We start from the raw sequence: 15556 nt of genomic DNA on the forward strand, positions 1-15556 counted from the left end.
TCGCGATGGCGTCGGCGACAGCGAGCAGACGACGCGCCTGGTCCAGGTGCAACCGCTCCACCATGCGCCCTTCCACCCGAATGACGCCCCTAGCGTTGTTTTCAGGCGAATCAAAGGCCTCCACCACCCGTCGGGCCCAGACCACGGCCTCTGGATCGGGGGAAAAAGCCCGGTTGGCGGTCTCGATCTGGCTGGGATGGATCAGGGTCTTGCCGTCAAAACCGAAGGCCTCCCCCTGCGCGCACTGGCGGGCGAGGCCCGGCGCGTCGTCGATCCCATTGAAGACGCCGTCCAGGATCACAAGTCCGTGCGCGCGGGCCGCGGCCACCATCAGCGACAGGGGCGCCAGCAGGGGCGCGCGCTCGGCGTCGTGGCGACAGCCCATTTCCTTGGCCAGGTCATTGGTTCCGGCCACCAGGGTCGTCAGCCCATGGGTCCGGGCCGCCGCGCCCAGGGCGTCGAGGCGGAACAGGGCCTGGCAGGTCTCGACCATGGCCCACAGGGCGACACCCTCCGGCAGGGCTTTCGAATACGGCGCGAGGTCGTCAGGTCCGTCGATCTTGGGGACCAGGATGGCGTCGGGACGGGCCTTGGCGGCGGCCTCCAGATCGGCCTGGCCCCACTCCGTGGCCAGTCCATTGATGCGGATCACCACCTCCCGGGCGCCAAAGCCGCCTTCGGCTGCGGCCACGCAGGCCGCCTGCCGGGCCTCGACCTTGGCCTCCGGGGCGACGGCGTCCTCCAGGTCGAGGATCACCACGTCACAGGGCAGGTCCCGGGCCTTGGCCATGGCGCGGGGGTTGGCGGCGGGCATGTAGAGGGCGCTACGCCTCGGGCGTCCGGGGCTGAACCTGTCCGGGGCGGAAGGCGGTCTCATCGTACGGGACTCCCTTGGCGCAGGCCTCGTCTTAGCGTCTAGGATGGGGACATGACCATCCGATACGACGCCGAGGCCAAGAACGTTCTGGGGGGCGAGCTCGCCCGCTGCTCCATGGACCCCGTGACCGGTTTTTTCCGCAATGGCTGCTGCGAGACCGGCCCCCATGACCTGGGTCTGCATACGGTCTGTGCGGTGATGACCGCGGAGTTTCTCGCCTTCTCCCGGTCCCGGGGCAACGACCTGTCGACGCCGGTTCCCGAGAGCGGCTTTCCGGGCCTGCGGCCTGGCGATCGCTGGTGCCTGTGCGCGCCGCGCTGGAAGGAGGCGCTGGACGCCGGCTGCGCGCCAAAACTGGTGCTGGAGGCGACCCACGAGGAGACCCTGGCCATCGTGCCGCTGGGGGTGCTGAAGGACTACGCCACCGCCTGAGGGCCGCGGTCGTCCCGGCGGCCTCAGATCAGGAAATAGTCCTTTTCCAGCCGATAGGCTGAGCCGGACTCGCTCCGATGGCTGGAATAGAGCCCGAAGCTGGCGATGGAGAAGGGCGGCGATTTCAGCAGGTTGTGCCGCTGGATCCAGGCGGCGACAGCCGGCGGCTCGGGCCGCGACAGATAGGCCAGGGTCACATGGGGGCGATAGGCGCGGTGGTCGCGCTTCAGACCCGCCCGCCGGGCGGCGGTCTCACACCGTCCGGCCAGAACCCGCAGATCGGGGTTCTCCGCCACCCCGGCCCAGACCGCGTGGATGTCGCGTCCCTCGCCGAAAGCGCCGACCCCAGACAGTTCCAGGGTGATCGGGCGGCCCGTGATCTGAGACAGCTCGGCGTCCAGGTCGTCGGCCTGATTCTCCGGAATGTCGCCAAAGTATCTCAGGGTCACATGCAGGGCCTCGGCCGGGCGCCAACGGGCGCCGGCCAGATCATGCTGGCGGGGGGCGAGCATCAGGGCGATGTCCTCGGGCACGGCGAGGGCGGCGAAGAGGCGAAGCATGGGGCAAGCCTAGCCGTCCAGGCCCGCCGACGTCCAATCCGACAAGGCGGGAACCGCCGATATCCCTTGCCCGCTTACCGGTTCTCCTTGTCAGGAGCCCCCGGGGTCCCGATATTAGAACGGCGTCCGATCTTGGACGCGCACAAGAAAGGGCTTTGCCTCGATGAGCGACTTCAACCGTGCCCACGCGCGCACGATCCCCGCGGATCGCGCCGACATGTCGGTGGACGCGGGTCTTCGCGCTTTCATGCTTGGCGTCTACAACAAGGTGGCGCTTGGTCTCGTCCTGTCGGCCGCTCTGGCCTTCGTGACCGGCCAATACCCGCCTGTCCGCGACCTGATGTACACGGTCACGGCTGATGGACGCCTGGCCGGAATGACCGTCCTTGGGATGATTGTGGCGTTTGCGCCGCTGGCGGTGATGCTGTTCGGGGCCTTCGCCCTGAAGAACGCCTCGCCGAAGACCTCCGGGATGCTCTACTGGACCATCGTCGCCCTGATCGGCGCCGGCATGGGCGTGCTGACCCTGGTCTATACCGGCGGATCCATCGCCTCGACCTTCCTGATCACGGCCACGGCCTTCGGCGGTCTGTCCCTGTTTGGCTACACCACCAAGAAGGACCTGACGGCTTTTGGCAGCTTCCTGATCGTCGGCCTGTTCGGCCTGATCATCGCCATGGTGGTCAACATGTTCATCCAGAACTCGATGATGAACTTCATCATCAGCGTCCTGGGGGTGCTGATCTTCGCGGGCCTGATCGCCTTCGACACCCAGCGCCTGAAGATGACCTATTATCAGCTGGGCGGCGACCAGGCGGCCATGAGCGTGGCCACCAATTACGGGGCGCTGAGCCTCTACATCAACTTCATCAACCTGTTCCAATTCCTGCTGGCGATCTTCGGCGACCGCCGCTAGGGGCTCCGCGGGACCTCCAGACGACGAAGCCCCGGCGTTCACCCGCCGGGGCTTTTTTGTGCGCGCCGTCGCAGTCGGAAGGCTCAGGCCGCCTTCTTGGCCTTTTTCTTCTTCTTGCCTTCGCCCTTTGTGGCCTTGTCCTTGGGCGGCTTGGCCTTCTTGGGCTTGGCGCCCTTCTCAGCCTTGGGGGCGGCCTCGCTCGCCAGGGCCTCGGCGCCGACCTCGCCGGCCGCCACCATCTGGCGCAGCTGGGCCAGGAAGGTTTCGCGCTTTGAGGCGCTGACCAGTCGCATCAGCCGGCCATCGGCCTGCTCCATCCGGGGGCGGGCCTCAGCCAGGGCCGCGCGGCCGGCCTCGGTCAGGCGGACCGCATTGGCCCGGGCGTCGGCCAGGGAGCGCTCCCGCGCCAACAGGCCCTTGGCGATCATCCGGGCGGCCATGTCGGCCAGGGTGGAGCGGTCGATGCCGGTGGTGCGGACCAGATCGGTCTGGGTCAGCCCCTCCTGGGCCTCCACGGCCGAGAGCACGGCGTATTGTCTCTGGGTCAGGTCGCTGTCGCCAAAGGCCTCGGCGTAGATGTCCAGGGAGACCTGCAGGGCCCGGTGCAACAGATGACTCGGAGAGCCGTCCAGGGCCGGCACGCCGGACCCGTAGGCCGCGGCCTCGTCCTGGCTCTTTTCCTTCGCCATCGGCCCGCTTCTCCTCGCGTCAATTCCGATTGTGACGAAGACTATAGGACTTGTGCGTAACTTTGACGACGGAAGGTCCGTGGGCGGCGCAGCTCACCCGGGCGGCGGCGGAGGCGGCGGCTCGTCGGTCTTGGCGTACTTCATCATCAGCGGCACCTGGCTGAGGGAGAAGGCCACCGCCAGTAGGGGCAGGCCCGGCATGCGGAACAACACCCAGACCTCATCGCTCTGGGTGCGCCAGATCACCTCGTTCAGGACCGCGACCGCGGCGAAGAAGAGCCCGTAGCTCAGGGTCAGCTTGCGCCAGACCTCATCGGGCAACTGCAAGGCCGAGCCCATCAACATCTTCAGCGGACTCTTGCCCAGCGCCAGGCCGCCCAGGAGGCCCGTGGCGAACAGCAGGTTCATGATGGTCGGCTTGATCTTCACGAACACCGGGTCGTCGAACCACAGGGTCAGGCCGCCAAACACCAGGGCCGCGCCCCCGGAAATGGCCGGTATCGGCGCGATCCGCCGCTCGACAACCAGCCCGATCAGCAAGGCCACGGCCGACGCCGCCACCAGCCACTTGGTGGCCTCGATCATGTCCCGGCCCGACAGGAAAAATCCCACGAGGAAGGCGATCAGGCCGCCATAGTCGACCACGAATCGGACCGTGCGGCGGGTCGACGGCGAAAGCGTCATGGGGTGTCCAATCCGACCAGGGACCGGGCGAAGGCCCGAGGCTCGAAGGGTTGCAGATCATCGACCCCTTCGCCAACCCCGATCAGCTTGATCGGGGAGTCAGACGCCTGGGCCACCGGCACCAGCACCCCGCCACGCGCCGTGCCGTCCAGCTTGGTCATGACGATGCCCGACACCCCGATCTGGTTGCCGAAGATGTTCTCCTGGTTCAGCGCATTGCGCCCCACCGTGGCGTCCAGCACCAGCAGGGTCTCGTGCGGGACCTCCGGATCGATCTTCTTGAGCACCCGGTTGATCTTCAGGAGCTCGTCCATCAGCCCCTGCTTGTTCTGCAGCCGGCCGGCGGTGTCGATCAGCAGGACGTCGTAATTCTCCGCCCGCGCCCGCTCCAGGGCGTCATAGGCCAGGCCCGCGGCGTCCGAGCCCGTGGGCCGCGACATGAAGTCGGCGCCGGCGCGCTCCGCCCACACGGCCAGCTGCTCGACGGCGGCGGCGCGGAAGGTGTCGCCGGCGACCACCAGCACCTTGGCGCCCTGTCGGGTCAGGTCGGTGGCGATCTTGCCCAGCGTCGTGGTCTTGCCCGAGCCGTTGACCCCGATGAACATCACCACATAGGGCTTGGGGCCGCTTAAGGGGTCGAAGGTCCCGCGGCGGGCGGCCAGCTCGTCGCCGATGGCTTCGGCCAGGGCCTCCTTGATCTCGGTCTCGTCGGCGGACTTGCCGAAGCGGGCTTCGGCGAAGCGGGCGGTGATCCGGGCGGCCGAGTGGGGGCCGAGATCGGCCTCGATCAGCATCTCCTCCAGCTCGTCCAGCTTGGCCTGATCGAGGGGCTGCTTGACGAAGCTCGCCACCACCGTTTCCGACATCTGCCGCGACGAGCGCGACAGGCCGGTGGTCAGCCGCTGCAGCCAGCCTTTCTTTTCCTGCGTCATGAGCCGCTTCTAGCCGCCGCCGCCGTCTCCGTCACCTGCCCTCGCAGGATCGGGCAGGGCGGGCTAGCATCGCTTCGAACCGGAGGGACCGACACATGGAGGACGGCCTGGGGGCGGCCCTTGTCTGGCTGGACTATGCCGCTGTCTTCGTGTTCGGCGCCTCGGGCGCCCTGGCCGCGGCCCGGCGCAAGCACGACATCGTCACCTTCACCTTCTTCGCCGCCGTCACCGGGGTCGGCGGCGGCACCCTGCGCGATCTGTTGATCGACGCCCCGGTCTTCTGGGTCGTGCGCCCGGAATATCTGATCGCCCCCCTGGCCGCGGCGCTGGCGGTCTGGCTGTTCGGGGCCGGCAAGGCGCGGCTGTTCATCCTCACCTGGCTCGATGCGCTGGGCCTCTGCGCCTACGCCGTGGTCGGCGCGGCCAAGGCGCTGGCCTTCGGCGTGCCGGCCGGCGCCGCTGTCGTCATGGGGGTGCTGACCGCCACCTTCGGCGGGGTGCTCCGCGATGTCCTGGCCGAGGAGCCCTCGGTGCTGCTCAAGCGCGAGATCTATGTCACCGCCGCCCTGGTGGGGGCCTGCGTTTTCGTGGTGCTGAATGTGATGGGCGTCCCGCAGATGCCCTCGGCCCTGGCCGGCTTTGGAGTCGGCCTGGCCATCCGCGCCGGCGCCATCGTCTTCCGCTGGTCCCTCCCCGGCTTCCCCGGCCGCGCCACGCCGGATGAGGAAGACTAAGCGCCGCAGGCGCAAAGAGAGAGAAACCACAAAGCGCACGAAGCTCACTAAGGTCCCGTGGGCGCCTTCGTGCCCTTTGTGTTCTTCGTGGTTGATCCCTGGCGCTGCGCGCTACTCCGCCGCCAGCAGGGTCGCCATCACCGCCCGGGTCTTGCCGCTAGCGTGGCCGGTGATGCGCAAGGGGACGATCTGGCCGACCACCGCCTCGCCTTCGAACACGATCTCGGTGAAATCCGGGGCGCGGGCGAAGCCGGGACGCTCGATCAGGGCGTCCACCGTGCGGCCCACCTGGCGGTCAAGGTGGCGGGTGAGTGCGGCCTCGCCCGCCGCGCGCAGGGCTGCAGCGCGGGCCTTGATCTCCGCCCTCGGCAACTGGGGCATCCTTGCGGCCGGCGTGCCAGGGCGCGGGCTGAAGGGGAAGACGTGCAGGTACGAAAGCCCCGCCTCCTCCACCAGCTTCAGGGTGTTGCCGAACATGGCGTCGGTCTCGGTGGGGAAGCCCGCGATCAGGTCGGCGCCGAAGGCCACGTCGGGGCGCACGGCGCGGACCTCGGCCACCAGACGCAGCGCGTCGGCGCGGCTGTGGCGGCGCTTCATGCGCTTGAGGATCATGTCGTCGCCGGCCTGCAGCGACAGGTGCAGATAGGGCGCCAGCCGCGGCTCGCTGGCGAACAGGGCCAGCAGGTCGGCGTCGATCTCGGCCGCATCGATGGACGACAGGCGCAGGCGCGGCAGTTCCGGGACCAGCCTCAGGATCCGCCCGACCAGCTGGCCAAGGCTGGGCTGGCCCGGCAGGTCGGCGCCCCAGCTGGTGACATCCACCCCGGTCAGCACCACCTCGGCATAGCCTTCGGCCGCCAGGCGGCGGACCTGTTCCACCACCTCGCCGGCCGGCGCGGAGCGGGAATTGCCCCGGCCAAAGGGGATGATGCAGAAGGTGCAGCGGTGGTCGCAGCCGTTCTGCACCTCCACATAGGCCCGCGCCCGGTCCTTCAGGCCATCGATCAGATGGCCGGCGGTCTCCCGCACGCTCATGATGTCGTTGACCCGCACCCGGCCCTCGGCCGGTCGGTCGAGATAGGCGCCCGCCGCGCTCTTCTCCGCATTGCCCAGCACCAGATCGACCTCGTCCATTGCCGCGAACGCCGCCGGATCGATCTGGGCCGCGCAGCCGGTAACGATCACCCGGGCGCCCGGCCGCTCGCGCCGGGCCTTGCGGATCGCCTGGCGGGCCTGGCGCACGGCCTCGTTCGTGACGGCACAGGTGTTGAAGACGATGGCGTCGGTCAGGCCGTCTTCGGCGGCCCGGGCGCGGATGACCTCGCTCTCATAGGCGTTCAGCCGGCAGCCGAAGGTGACGATGTCCACGCCGGGCGTGGTCTCAGCCGTCACGGCAGGGTTCCGGTGAAATCGAGGCTGGCCGGGCCGGTCATGATCACGTGCCCATCGGCCTCGCGCCATTCGATGGTCAGGTCGCCCCCGTCGAGCTCCAGCCGCGCCCTGCGATCCGTCAGCCCCCGCCGGGCGCAGGCGACGAGCGCCGCACAGGCGCCGGTGCCGCAGGCCTTGGTCAGGCCGGCCCCGCGCTCCCAGACTCTAAGGCGAATGTGATCGCGGGCCTTGACCTCTGCGAAGCCCACATTGACCCCTTCGGGGAACAGCCGGTGATGCTCGATCATCGGCCCGACCTCCGCCACCGGGGCGGTCTCGATATCGTCCACGAAGAAGACCACGTGGGGATTGCCCATGGAGACGCAGCCGGGCGTATGCAGCAGGGGCGCATCGATCGGGCCGACCTGCAGCTCGATCCCCTTGGTGTCCATCGGTTCGTCCAGGGGGATGTCGGTCCAGTCGAGGCCAGGCTCGCCCATGTCCACGCTGACCAGGCCATCGCCGGCCCGGGTGGTGCGCAGCAGGCGATCGCCCACCTCCAGCACGGCGGCGTCCTTGCCCGTGGCCTCCATGACCAGCCAGCCGACGCAGCGCGAGCCGTTGCCGCAGGCCCCGACCTCTTCGCCGTCGGCGTTCCAGAAGCGGACCCGCACATCGGCCTCGCCGGCCGCTGGTTCAATGGCGATCAGCTGGTCGCAGCCGATCCCACCCTCGCGGTCAGCGATGGCGCGGACCTCCTCTGCGCTGGGCGCAAAGGGCTCGCTGCGGGCCTCGACCACGACGAAGTCGTTGCCGAGCCCGTTCATCTTCAGGAACGGACGGCTCATGGCGGCCGACATATAGGGCAGAAGCCTCACCAAATCATCCCGCCTGACGCGGCGGGGGAAGACAGATCGGCCCCCGCAGTTCTAGGAAAGGGGCATGAACACCCTGCTTCCCCTGCTCTGCGCCGCCCTTCTGATCCCCGCCGCCGCCCTGGCCCAGACCCCAGATGCGCCCGTGAACCCCCCGCGGGCCGGCGCGCCCGATCCCTTCCAGTGGCTGGAAGAGGTGGACGGGCGCAGGGCCATGGCCTGGGTGGAGGGGCAGAACGCCAGGGCGCAGGGCCGGCTCGACGGCGACCCGCGCTACGCGACCCTGCTGGCCGAGGCCCGGGCGATCTTCAGCGCGGAGGACCGGATCCCCATGCCGAGCTTCCGGGCCGGCGGGGTGGACAATCTCTGGCAGGACGACGCCAACCCCCACGGCCTGTGGCGCCATGCGAGCCTGGAGACCTATGCGTCGGGCGCGCCCGACTGGGCCCCGGTGCTCGACATGGACGCCCTGGCGAAAGCCGAGGACCGCAACTGGTTCTTCCATGGCGCCGACTGCCTGAAGCCGGCCGAGACCCTTTGCCTGGTGAGGCTGTCGGACGGCGGCGGCGACGCCGTCGAGATCCGCGAGTTCGACACAAGGGCGCGGGCCTTCGTCCCCGGCGGCTTCGTCCTGGCCGAAGGCAAGCAGAGCGCCGCCTGGCTTGACGCCGACACCCTGCTGGTCGCCCGGGAATGGGTTCCGGGCGAGGTCACGGAGTCCGGCTACGCCTATGTGCTGAAGTCGCTGGCCCGCGACGGAACCGCGGTCGAGCTCTATCGGGGCCAGACGACCGATGTGTCGGTCTTCCCCGTGGTCCTGCGGGGCGAGGGCGGCCGGGCCGATGCGGTGATCGCAAGGCGCGGGATCACCTTCTACGAGAGCGACTACATGCTGCTGGGCGGGGCTGAGCCCGTCCGCCTGCCCCTGCCGAAGAAGGCCAGCTTCGAGGCCTATGTGGATGGCCAGGCGGTCTTCTCCCTGCAGGAGGCCCACGGTGACCTGCCCCAGGGCGCCCTGGCGGCCTTCGACCTCGCCGCCCTGAAGGCCGATCCGGCGGGCGCGAGGGCCCAGCTGATCTTCGCGCCGGGCCCCCGCCAGGCCATCCAGCAGGTCCGCGCCACAAAGGGCCGGCTGGTGGTCGCCCTGCTGGAGGAGGTGCGCGGCGCCGTTGATGTCTATGACTTCGCAGGCGGCGCCTGGAGCGCCGTCCGCCTGCCCCTGCCCGCAGACTCCAACATCGTGCTGCAGGCGGTCTCTGGCCGCGACGAGGCCCTGTTCCTGAAGATCGAGGGCTTCCTCGACCCCACCAGCCTGTGGCTGGCCGACGCCGCAGGTCTCAGCGCTCGCCAGGTCTCAGCCCTGCCCGACCGGTTTGATCCGGCCACCCATCTGGTGGAGCAGCACTGGGCGACCTCCAGCGACGGCGCCCAGATCCCCTATTTCGTGGTCCGCCCCAAGGCCGCGCCCTTAGATGGCCAGATCCCCACCCTGATGCTGGGCTATGGCGGCTTCGAGATCGCCATGCCGCCCCGCTACATGCCCGAGGCCGGCAAGCTGTGGTTCGCCCGGGGCGGGGCCTTCGTGCTGGCCAATATCCGTGGCGGCGGGGAGTTTGGCCCGGCCTGGCACCAGGCGGTGCTGCGGGAAAACCGCCAGCTGGCCTTTGACGACTTCGCCGCCGTGGCCCGCGACCTGACCGCCCGAGGCATCACCTCCCCCCGGCGTCTGGGCATCTATGGCCGCTCCAATGGCGGGGTGCTGACCAGCGTGTCCATGACCCAGCATCCGGAGCTGTGGAACGCCGTGGTGATCGAAAGCCCGCTGGTCGACATGCTGCGCTATCACCGCCTGCCGGCCGGGGCCTCCTGGATCGGGGAATATGGCGACCCGGAAGTCCCTGAGGACTTCGCCTTCATCGCCCGCTATTCGGCCTATCAGAACCTCAAGGCCGGGACCGACTATCCCGAGGCCTACATCACCACCAACACCCGCGACGACCGGGTCCATCCCGGCCACGCCCGGAAGTTCGCCGCCGCGCTCGCGGCCCTGGACGCGCCCGTCATCTATTACGAGCCCACCTTCGGCGGCCACGCCAACGACGCCGATCCTCAGCTCAACGCCGCCCGGTGGGCCAGGCACTATGTCTATCTGATGCAGCGGCTGATGGACTGAACATCCGCCGCTTGCGGAGCAAGCCCGACCTGAGTAGGTTCCGCGCCTCGCTCAGCGGGCCTGCTCTATCCCAGGCCCCCTTGCTGGCCCTAGGAGAGGTGGCTGAGTGGTCGAAAGCACCGCACTCGAAATGCGGCGTGCCTTAACGGGCACCGTGGGTTCGAATCCCACCCTCTCCGCCAGGGACATCTGACTAAGCACCCAAACGCAAATCTTGACAGGGCGCCTTAGGCGCCAACGAGTATCGCGTGGCGGTCCGCGTAAGTAGTGCGTGTCCCGAGTTTCAACAGAGGAGGCCCACACTACAGAGATAAACGCCTGGACGAATGAGGTGAATATAGTAGAAGTTTTGAGGGCAGCCGGCGTTGACAGAATTATATCGCCACAATGGTCCCTTCCCGGCTCCTCCCCGTCGGAAGTTAAGGCTGCGATTGAAGGGGGTGCTGAGAGCAGCGTGCAGCTCTGGTGTTCATTTAGATCTGGAGGGCGCTAGCATGAGATTTGTTCTTATGGTGATGTTTTTCACTCTCTCAGGCTTTAGCTTGGGTGGATGCAGAGCTCTCGAACTAGATGCTGTTCGTAGTGTTTCAATGTGCGACGTGCATGGAGACTTGGACAGATTTCAGGGGCAGCGCATTGAGGTGGTGGGGTACCTTTTTACTGACTGGAGAGAGTACACCGGCCTAGTATCTGATGATTGCCCCCAGAGGTTGCTGCTGTTGGCCGGTAGTCCGTCAAAGCCGGCTGGTTATGATAGCGTATGGGCTATTATGTCTGATAAGCGGGGAAAGACAGATATCGCCTTACTTGTTCGTATAGAGGGTACTATAGTTGATATTGACCCCGTTCGCGGCATGGGCCTCTCTGCACAAAGCTATGTTGTCTTAGAGACTACGCAGACCCCTGTGGCATTATCCTTCTTTGGGAAACTCTGGTAGGTGAGTGGTTGGCCATTAGGTCGGACAAATCCTAATAGGTTGGCGACCTGAAATTGAGGCCACTTCGGGATGAGATCAAATTTGACTAATAGATATTGCGGGACGATTTCTTTCTTTGTTCGGAAAGCGGGGACGCACACCACTTCCCACGGGAAAGTGGCGCACGCCCCCTCCCGTGGAGCCCGCCCCCATGCTGACCTCTGCACATCAACCGCATACCGGTCCCTCCGCCCAGGTCTCGACTGCTGCGTCGGCCTCGCTGGCCCAGGTCTGGGCTGCGTTCGTGCCGATCGACCTCGCACAGGTGTTTCCCAGGGGCTCCGGCCCGATCCCCGCCGTGGTGGGGACCCGCGATCAGACAGGGCCTTGGGACGTGGTGGGCAGCGCGCGGCAGGTGCATCTGGCCGATGGGACGTCGGTGCGTGAGGAGATTCTGGCCAGTGATCCCAGCGATGGGGCGGCGCCCAGCGGCGGGCGCGCCCGGTTCGCCTATCGGGTGGACGGGTTCACCGGCCCGCTGGCGGCCCTGACCGACGCGGCCTTTGGCGAATGGACCTTTGTCGAGACCGCGCCGGGGCGAACGGAGATCACCTGGCGCTACACCTTCGTGCCCCGCTCAAGCCTGATGGCCGCGCCGCTGTCGGTGATCATCGCGCTCTTCTGGCGGACCTATATGCGCCGGGGGATCGAGAATGTGCGGCGCCTGGCCGAGGCGGGCTGAGCTGGCCCGCCTCACGCCGCCGCCTAAGCCGTGCGGTGGCCGATGAGGCCGAAGGCCGCGCCCTGGGGGTCCACACAGTTCATGGAGAATTCGCCGCCGGGGATCTCGTCGGGGCCCTGGACCACCTGGCCGCCGGCGGCCTCCACCGCGGCCTTGGCCACATCGATATCGGGCACGCGGAAATAGACGCTCCAGGCGGGCGCCTGCGCCGGCATCACCGCCCCGATCAGGCCCCCGTGGCGGATGAATTCGTATTGGCCCAAGGGCCCCATATCCATCTCGCCGTCCTTCGCCCAGCCGAACAGCGCCCCATAGAAGGTCCAGGCGCCGGCCGGGTCGGGGGTGCTGAGCTCGTTCCAGGCGGCGTGACCCACCCGGGGCCGGTCCGACGCGAAGGCCAGGCTAAGGTCTCCGGACTCTGGCTTCATCACGTAGAGCGTCGCCCCTTGCGGGTCTGCGACCATGGCCATGCGGCCGACCATGGGGACGTCCATGGCCGCCATCTGCACCGCGCCGCCCTTCTGGGCGAGGGCCGCGGTGGTGGCGTCCACATCATCCACCGCCAGATAGGGCAGCCAGGTGGGCGTCGCCCCGTGCTCAGCCATCTCCGGCGTGATGGCCATCAGGCCGGCCACGTCATGCTCTGGCGCGCTGATGATGCGGTAGTCCATGTCGGCCTGGCCGGAATCGGCGAAGGTCCAGGGCAGGACCTGGCCATAGAAGGCCTGGGCGGCTTCGGCGTCGGTGGTCAGCAGCTCGTACCAGATGAAGTCCCCGGCATTGTTCGAGGTCGGCGCCTCCAGGGTCACCACCGGGGTGAAGCCGCCGAAGATCAGACGGGCCCCGTCATAGGGCATGGGATTGTGCTCAGGATTCATCCGCGGGTCGCTCTGCATGATCGTCCCCATGCGACCATGGGCGGCGTCCCGGGTCGCCTTGTCCGGCCATTCGACCCAGGAGAAGACCACGCTCTCCTCCGGCGTGGCCTGCACCGCCCGGCGGAAGTCGGTCTGCTTGCCGTCTGGCACGTCGTCGCCCCAGCATTCCAGGATGCGCAGGGCGCCCAGCTCCATGAAGACGCCGTTGGCGGTGAGCGCATGGTCGATGAATGTCTGGCGGTTGGCCGTGGGCACGGCGATCACGAAGCCGTCGATATAGGTCATGGTCTCGCTCCTGGGGCTTGCAGGCCAGCCGGCCCGACCCGCCTAGGACGAAGGAGGTCCGCCAGGGCCGACATTGGCGCAACTATTCCTCGTTTTTGCGACAGGTCGACCCCCGAAAGGCGGCGAGACCCGCCCGCCTCAGGGCCGCCTGGCCACCAGGAAGGGGCGGGCGTCCTTGGCCGATGAGCCATGGCTGGCGCGCTCGAGGATCTCGAAGCCGGCCGCCGCCAGCTCCCCCTCAAGCTTGTCGGCTGAGAGAAAGGCCACGGAGGGCGCCTTGCCGATCAGCTGCATCACCGGCAAGGCCAGCGGCAGGGCCAGGCGCAGCGGCAGGCTCATCTCCGCCAGGCAGGGGGTCTTGGTGATCAGAAGACCCCCGGGCTTCAGAACCCGATGGAGGGCGGCGAAGGCGGCGTCCCGATCGGCGATCAGATGCAGGACGTTGAAACCGAGGGCGACGTCAAAGCTCCCGTCCGGCCAGGGCCCATCCTCAGGCGCCGCCACGGCGAAGCTGAGCTGGCTGAGGCCCTCGGCGGCGGCCTTCTCCTGAGCGATGGCGATCATTTCGCCCGACAGGTCGCTGGCCTCGTAGCGCGCCACGGCGGGCGCCAGCTGCAGGGCGGCGGTCCCGGTGCCGCAGCCGAACTCCAGCACGCTGTCGCCGGGCTTCAGATAGTGGCGGGTGCGCTCCAGGGTCCGCTCATAGCCGGCCATGTCGGCGATGGGGTCCTTGGCGTACTTCCGGGCGGTCCTGTCCCAGAAGCGGGCGTCGCGAGCGGCGGGGGCGGCGCGGGGCATGGGGGGTCCTGGTCCTCGTCGGGCGGACCCATCCCTAGCATATACGCTGAAGCTTAGAATTGCCGCGCTTGGCACAAGGCATATACGTAGACGCATGACGCCACTGGACTGGAACCGGGTCCGCGCCTTCCTCGCCACGGCCGAGGCCGGCTCCCTGACGGCTGCGGCCGAGCGCCTGGGCCTGACCCAGCCGACCCTGTCGCGGCAGATCGCCGCCCTGGAGGCCGAGCTGGGGGTCGCGCTGTTCGAGCGGGTCGGCAAGAAGCTGGTCCTGACCGAGACCGGCGCGGAACTGGTGGAACATGGCCGGGCCATGGGCGAGGCCGCCGCGGCCATGACGGTGGCGGCGTCCGGCCGCTCGCTGGCCATCGCCGGGCGGGTCAGCATCTCGGCGGCCGACACCTACGCCGCCCACATCCTCCCCGGGATCATCGCTCAGATCCGCCAGGCGGCGCCGCAGATCAAGATCGTCGTCATCTCCAGCAATACGCTGAGCGACCTGCGCCGACGGGAGGCCGATATCGCCATTCGCCATGTGCGGCCCACCGAGGACGGGCTGATCGGCCGGCTGATCGGCGAGAGCACGGCGCAGCTCTACGCCTCCCGCGACTGGATCGCGCGCAGGGGCTGGCCGGCCTCGGCGCAGGACATCGCCGCTGAGGACCTCATCGCCTATGAGGACACCGACCACTTCGCCGGCCTGATGCAGGGGATCGGGCTTGCGGTGCGCCCCGAAGACTTTCGCCTGGTGTCGGAAAACTCGGTGGTCGTCTGGGAGATGGTCAAGCGGGGCCTGGGGGTCTGCGTCATGAGCCGGGAGATCGCCCAGGGGTCGCCGGACATGGTCGAGCTGTTCCCCGAGGCCCCACCGGTGAGGTTTCCCGTCTGGCTGGTCACCCACCGGGAGCTGCGCACCAGCCGGCGGATCCGGCTGGTCTATGACATCCTCGCCGAGGCCCTGGGCGGCCTGGTGGGCGGGGGCGAAGCCCTGCGCGCCGCGCCTTAGGGTTCTCCGCTCCCAGCCGGTCGGGCGCCCTGGCCGCTGTTCTGCTCCAGCAGTTGGCGCATCAGGTCGAGCTGCTCCTGCTGGCGGGCCAGGATGGCCTCGATCTGCTGGACCCGCAGGTGATCGAGCTTGTCGTGCAGGGCCATGATCTCGATCTCGGCCTTGAGGTTCACCTCATAGTCGTGGGCCGCATTGATCCGGTCCTTCGCCGCCTGCCGGTTCTGGCTCATCATGATGAAGGGCGCCTGGATGGCCGCCAGCATGGAGAGCAAGAGGTTCAGGAAGATGAAGGGGAAGGGGTCAAAGGCCCCGCGCCCCAGGGTGAGGTTCAGCAGCGCCCAGGCGCCGAGGAAGGCGCCAAAGGCCAGGATGAAGGTCCAGGAGCCTCCCACCGCCGCCACCTTGTCGGCCAGACGCTGACCAAAGGTCTGTTCGCCGGCGAAGGTCTCATTGACGTCGCGGCTCACCGGGCTGCGGGCCACCGTGGTGGCCAGCACCCGCCGCTCCGCCGCATCCAGATCGGTCTCGGCCTTGCCGAACCACCGCCGGGAGGCCTTGCCGAGGCCACCGCCCTGTTCGCTCATGGCACGTCCTTTTCTGCGCCGAGGCGCCGGCTGGTGGCGCGGCGGGCCGTGATGACCCGCCAGGTCATTGGCCCTGAACCGAAGTCACGCCAGTCTGCCCTGA

16 protein-coding genes and 1 tRNA gene are annotated in these 15556 nt (G+C 68.2%); 7 read left to right on the forward strand and 10 right to left on the reverse strand.

Annotated elements, in window-relative coordinates:
• A partial coding sequence (locus tag Q7V15_RS02640) for a CoA ester lyase (RefSeq protein ID WP_304753626.1) occupies positions 1-814 on the reverse strand: 814 nt, incomplete at its 3' end.
• A gap of 114 nt (positions 815-928) precedes the next feature.
• Here Q7V15_RS02640 and Q7V15_RS02645 point away from each other — a divergent pair.
• Positions 929-1309 (forward strand): DUF2237 family protein, encoded by a 381-nt coding sequence (locus tag Q7V15_RS02645; protein ID WP_304753627.1) that lies wholly within the window; start codon positions 929-931, stop codon positions 1307-1309.
• A 23-nt stretch (positions 1310-1332) separates the two neighbouring features.
• Here the strand turns inward: Q7V15_RS02645 and thpR are convergent, their stop codons facing one another.
• The gene (thpR, locus tag Q7V15_RS02650; RefSeq protein WP_304753628.1) at positions 1333-1869 is read right to left on the reverse strand and encodes an RNA 2',3'-cyclic phosphodiesterase; all 537 of its coding nucleotides are present in this window, start codon (positions 1867-1869) and stop codon (positions 1333-1335) included.
• A 163-nt stretch (positions 1870-2032) separates the two neighbouring features.
• Here thpR and Q7V15_RS02655 point away from each other — a divergent pair, with 163 nt between their 5' ends.
• Positions 2033-2785 (forward strand): Bax inhibitor-1/YccA family protein, encoded by a 753-nt coding sequence (locus Q7V15_RS02655; protein WP_304753630.1) that lies wholly within the window; start codon positions 2033-2035, stop codon positions 2783-2785.
• 83 nt (positions 2786-2868) lie between these two features.
• Here Q7V15_RS02655 and Q7V15_RS02660 read toward each other — a convergent pair whose 3' ends face one another.
• The 3 genes from Q7V15_RS02660 to ftsY all read right to left on the reverse strand — a co-directional run bounded on the left by Q7V15_RS02660 (position 2869) and on the right by ftsY (position 5090).
• A complete protein-coding gene (locus tag Q7V15_RS02660; RefSeq protein WP_304753632.1) occupies positions 2869-3474 on the reverse strand; it encodes a MarR family winged helix-turn-helix transcriptional regulator in 606 nt (201 codons plus the stop codon).
• Between the two features lie 93 nt (positions 3475-3567).
• Positions 3568-4158: an inner membrane-spanning protein YciB gene (locus Q7V15_RS02665; RefSeq protein WP_304753634.1), complete on the reverse strand. Its 591-nt coding sequence runs from the start codon at positions 4156-4158 to the stop codon at positions 3568-3570.
• Positions 4155-5090, reverse strand: a complete 936-nt coding sequence (ftsY, locus tag Q7V15_RS02670) for a signal recognition particle-docking protein FtsY (RefSeq protein WP_304753635.1) — start codon at positions 5088-5090, stop codon at positions 4155-4157. The genes Q7V15_RS02665 and ftsY overlap by 4 nt, the downstream gene beginning before the upstream one ends.
• A 95-nt stretch (positions 5091-5185) precedes the next feature.
• On the opposite strand from ftsY, the gene Q7V15_RS02675 reads away from it, so the two are divergent.
• Complete coding sequence (locus Q7V15_RS02675; RefSeq protein ID WP_304753637.1) at positions 5186-5824, forward strand: trimeric intracellular cation channel family protein; 639 nt, start codon at positions 5186-5188, stop codon at positions 5822-5824.
• Positions 5825-5935: 111 nt separating this feature from the next.
• On the opposite strand, the gene mtaB is transcribed toward Q7V15_RS02675, so the two are convergent.
• Both mtaB and dapF read right to left on the reverse strand, forming a co-directional pair.
• On the reverse strand, positions 5936-7216 hold the full coding sequence (gene mtaB, locus Q7V15_RS02680; RefSeq protein ID WP_370689757.1) for a tRNA (N(6)-L-threonylcarbamoyladenosine(37)-C(2))-methylthiotransferase MtaB: 1281 nt from the start codon (positions 7214-7216) through the stop codon (positions 5936-5938).
• Positions 7213-8043 (reverse strand): diaminopimelate epimerase, encoded by an 831-nt coding sequence (gene dapF / locus Q7V15_RS02685; protein WP_304753695.1) that lies wholly within the window; start codon positions 8041-8043, stop codon positions 7213-7215. The genes mtaB and dapF overlap by 4 nt, the downstream gene beginning before the upstream one ends.
• A gap of 94 nt (positions 8044-8137) precedes the next feature.
• On the opposite strand from dapF, the gene Q7V15_RS02690 reads away from it, so the two are divergent.
• The 3 genes from Q7V15_RS02690 (at position 8138) to Q7V15_RS02700 (ending at position 11902) form a co-directional block, all read left to right on the forward strand.
• On the forward strand, positions 8138-10243 hold the full coding sequence (locus Q7V15_RS02690) for a prolyl oligopeptidase family protein (protein ID WP_304753640.1): 2106 nt from the start codon (positions 8138-8140) through the stop codon (positions 10241-10243).
• A 92-nt stretch (positions 10244-10335) separates the two neighbouring features.
• A tRNA-Ser gene (locus tag Q7V15_RS02695) sits at positions 10336-10425 on the forward strand.
• A 946-nt stretch (positions 10426-11371) separates the two neighbouring features.
• Entirely contained in the window at positions 11372-11902 is a 531-nt protein-coding gene (locus Q7V15_RS02700; protein WP_304753642.1) for an SRPBCC family protein, read from the forward strand.
• A gap of 23 nt (positions 11903-11925) precedes the next feature.
• Here Q7V15_RS02700 and Q7V15_RS02705 read toward each other — a convergent pair whose 3' ends face one another.
• Together Q7V15_RS02705 and Q7V15_RS02715 are read right to left on the reverse strand one after the other, a co-directional pair.
• Positions 11926-13065: a DUF1428 family protein gene (locus tag Q7V15_RS02705; protein WP_370689758.1), complete on the reverse strand. Its 1140-nt coding sequence runs from the start codon at positions 13063-13065 to the stop codon at positions 11926-11928.
• A 138-nt stretch (positions 13066-13203) separates the two neighbouring features.
• Positions 13204-13863: a class I SAM-dependent methyltransferase gene (locus Q7V15_RS02715; RefSeq protein WP_304753644.1), complete on the reverse strand. Its 660-nt coding sequence runs from the start codon at positions 13861-13863 to the stop codon at positions 13204-13206.
• 94 nt (positions 13864-13957) lie between these two features.
• On the opposite strand from Q7V15_RS02715, the gene Q7V15_RS02720 reads away from it, so the two are divergent.
• On the forward strand, positions 13958-14869 hold the full coding sequence (locus Q7V15_RS02720) for a LysR family transcriptional regulator (protein ID WP_304753646.1): 912 nt from the start codon (positions 13958-13960) through the stop codon (positions 14867-14869).
• On the opposite strand, the gene Q7V15_RS02725 is transcribed toward Q7V15_RS02720, so the two are convergent.
• Positions 14866-15453, reverse strand: coding sequence for a DUF1003 domain-containing protein (locus Q7V15_RS02725; RefSeq protein WP_304753648.1), 588 nt, complete (start codon positions 15451-15453; stop codon positions 14866-14868). The genes Q7V15_RS02720 and Q7V15_RS02725 overlap by 4 nt on opposite strands.
• Positions 15454-15556: the final 103 nt, after the last annotated feature.

Origin of the sequence: Phenylobacterium sp., from assembly GCF_030651755.1 — a bacterium.
GTDB lineage: Bacteria > Pseudomonadota > Alphaproteobacteria > Caulobacterales > Caulobacteraceae > Phenylobacterium.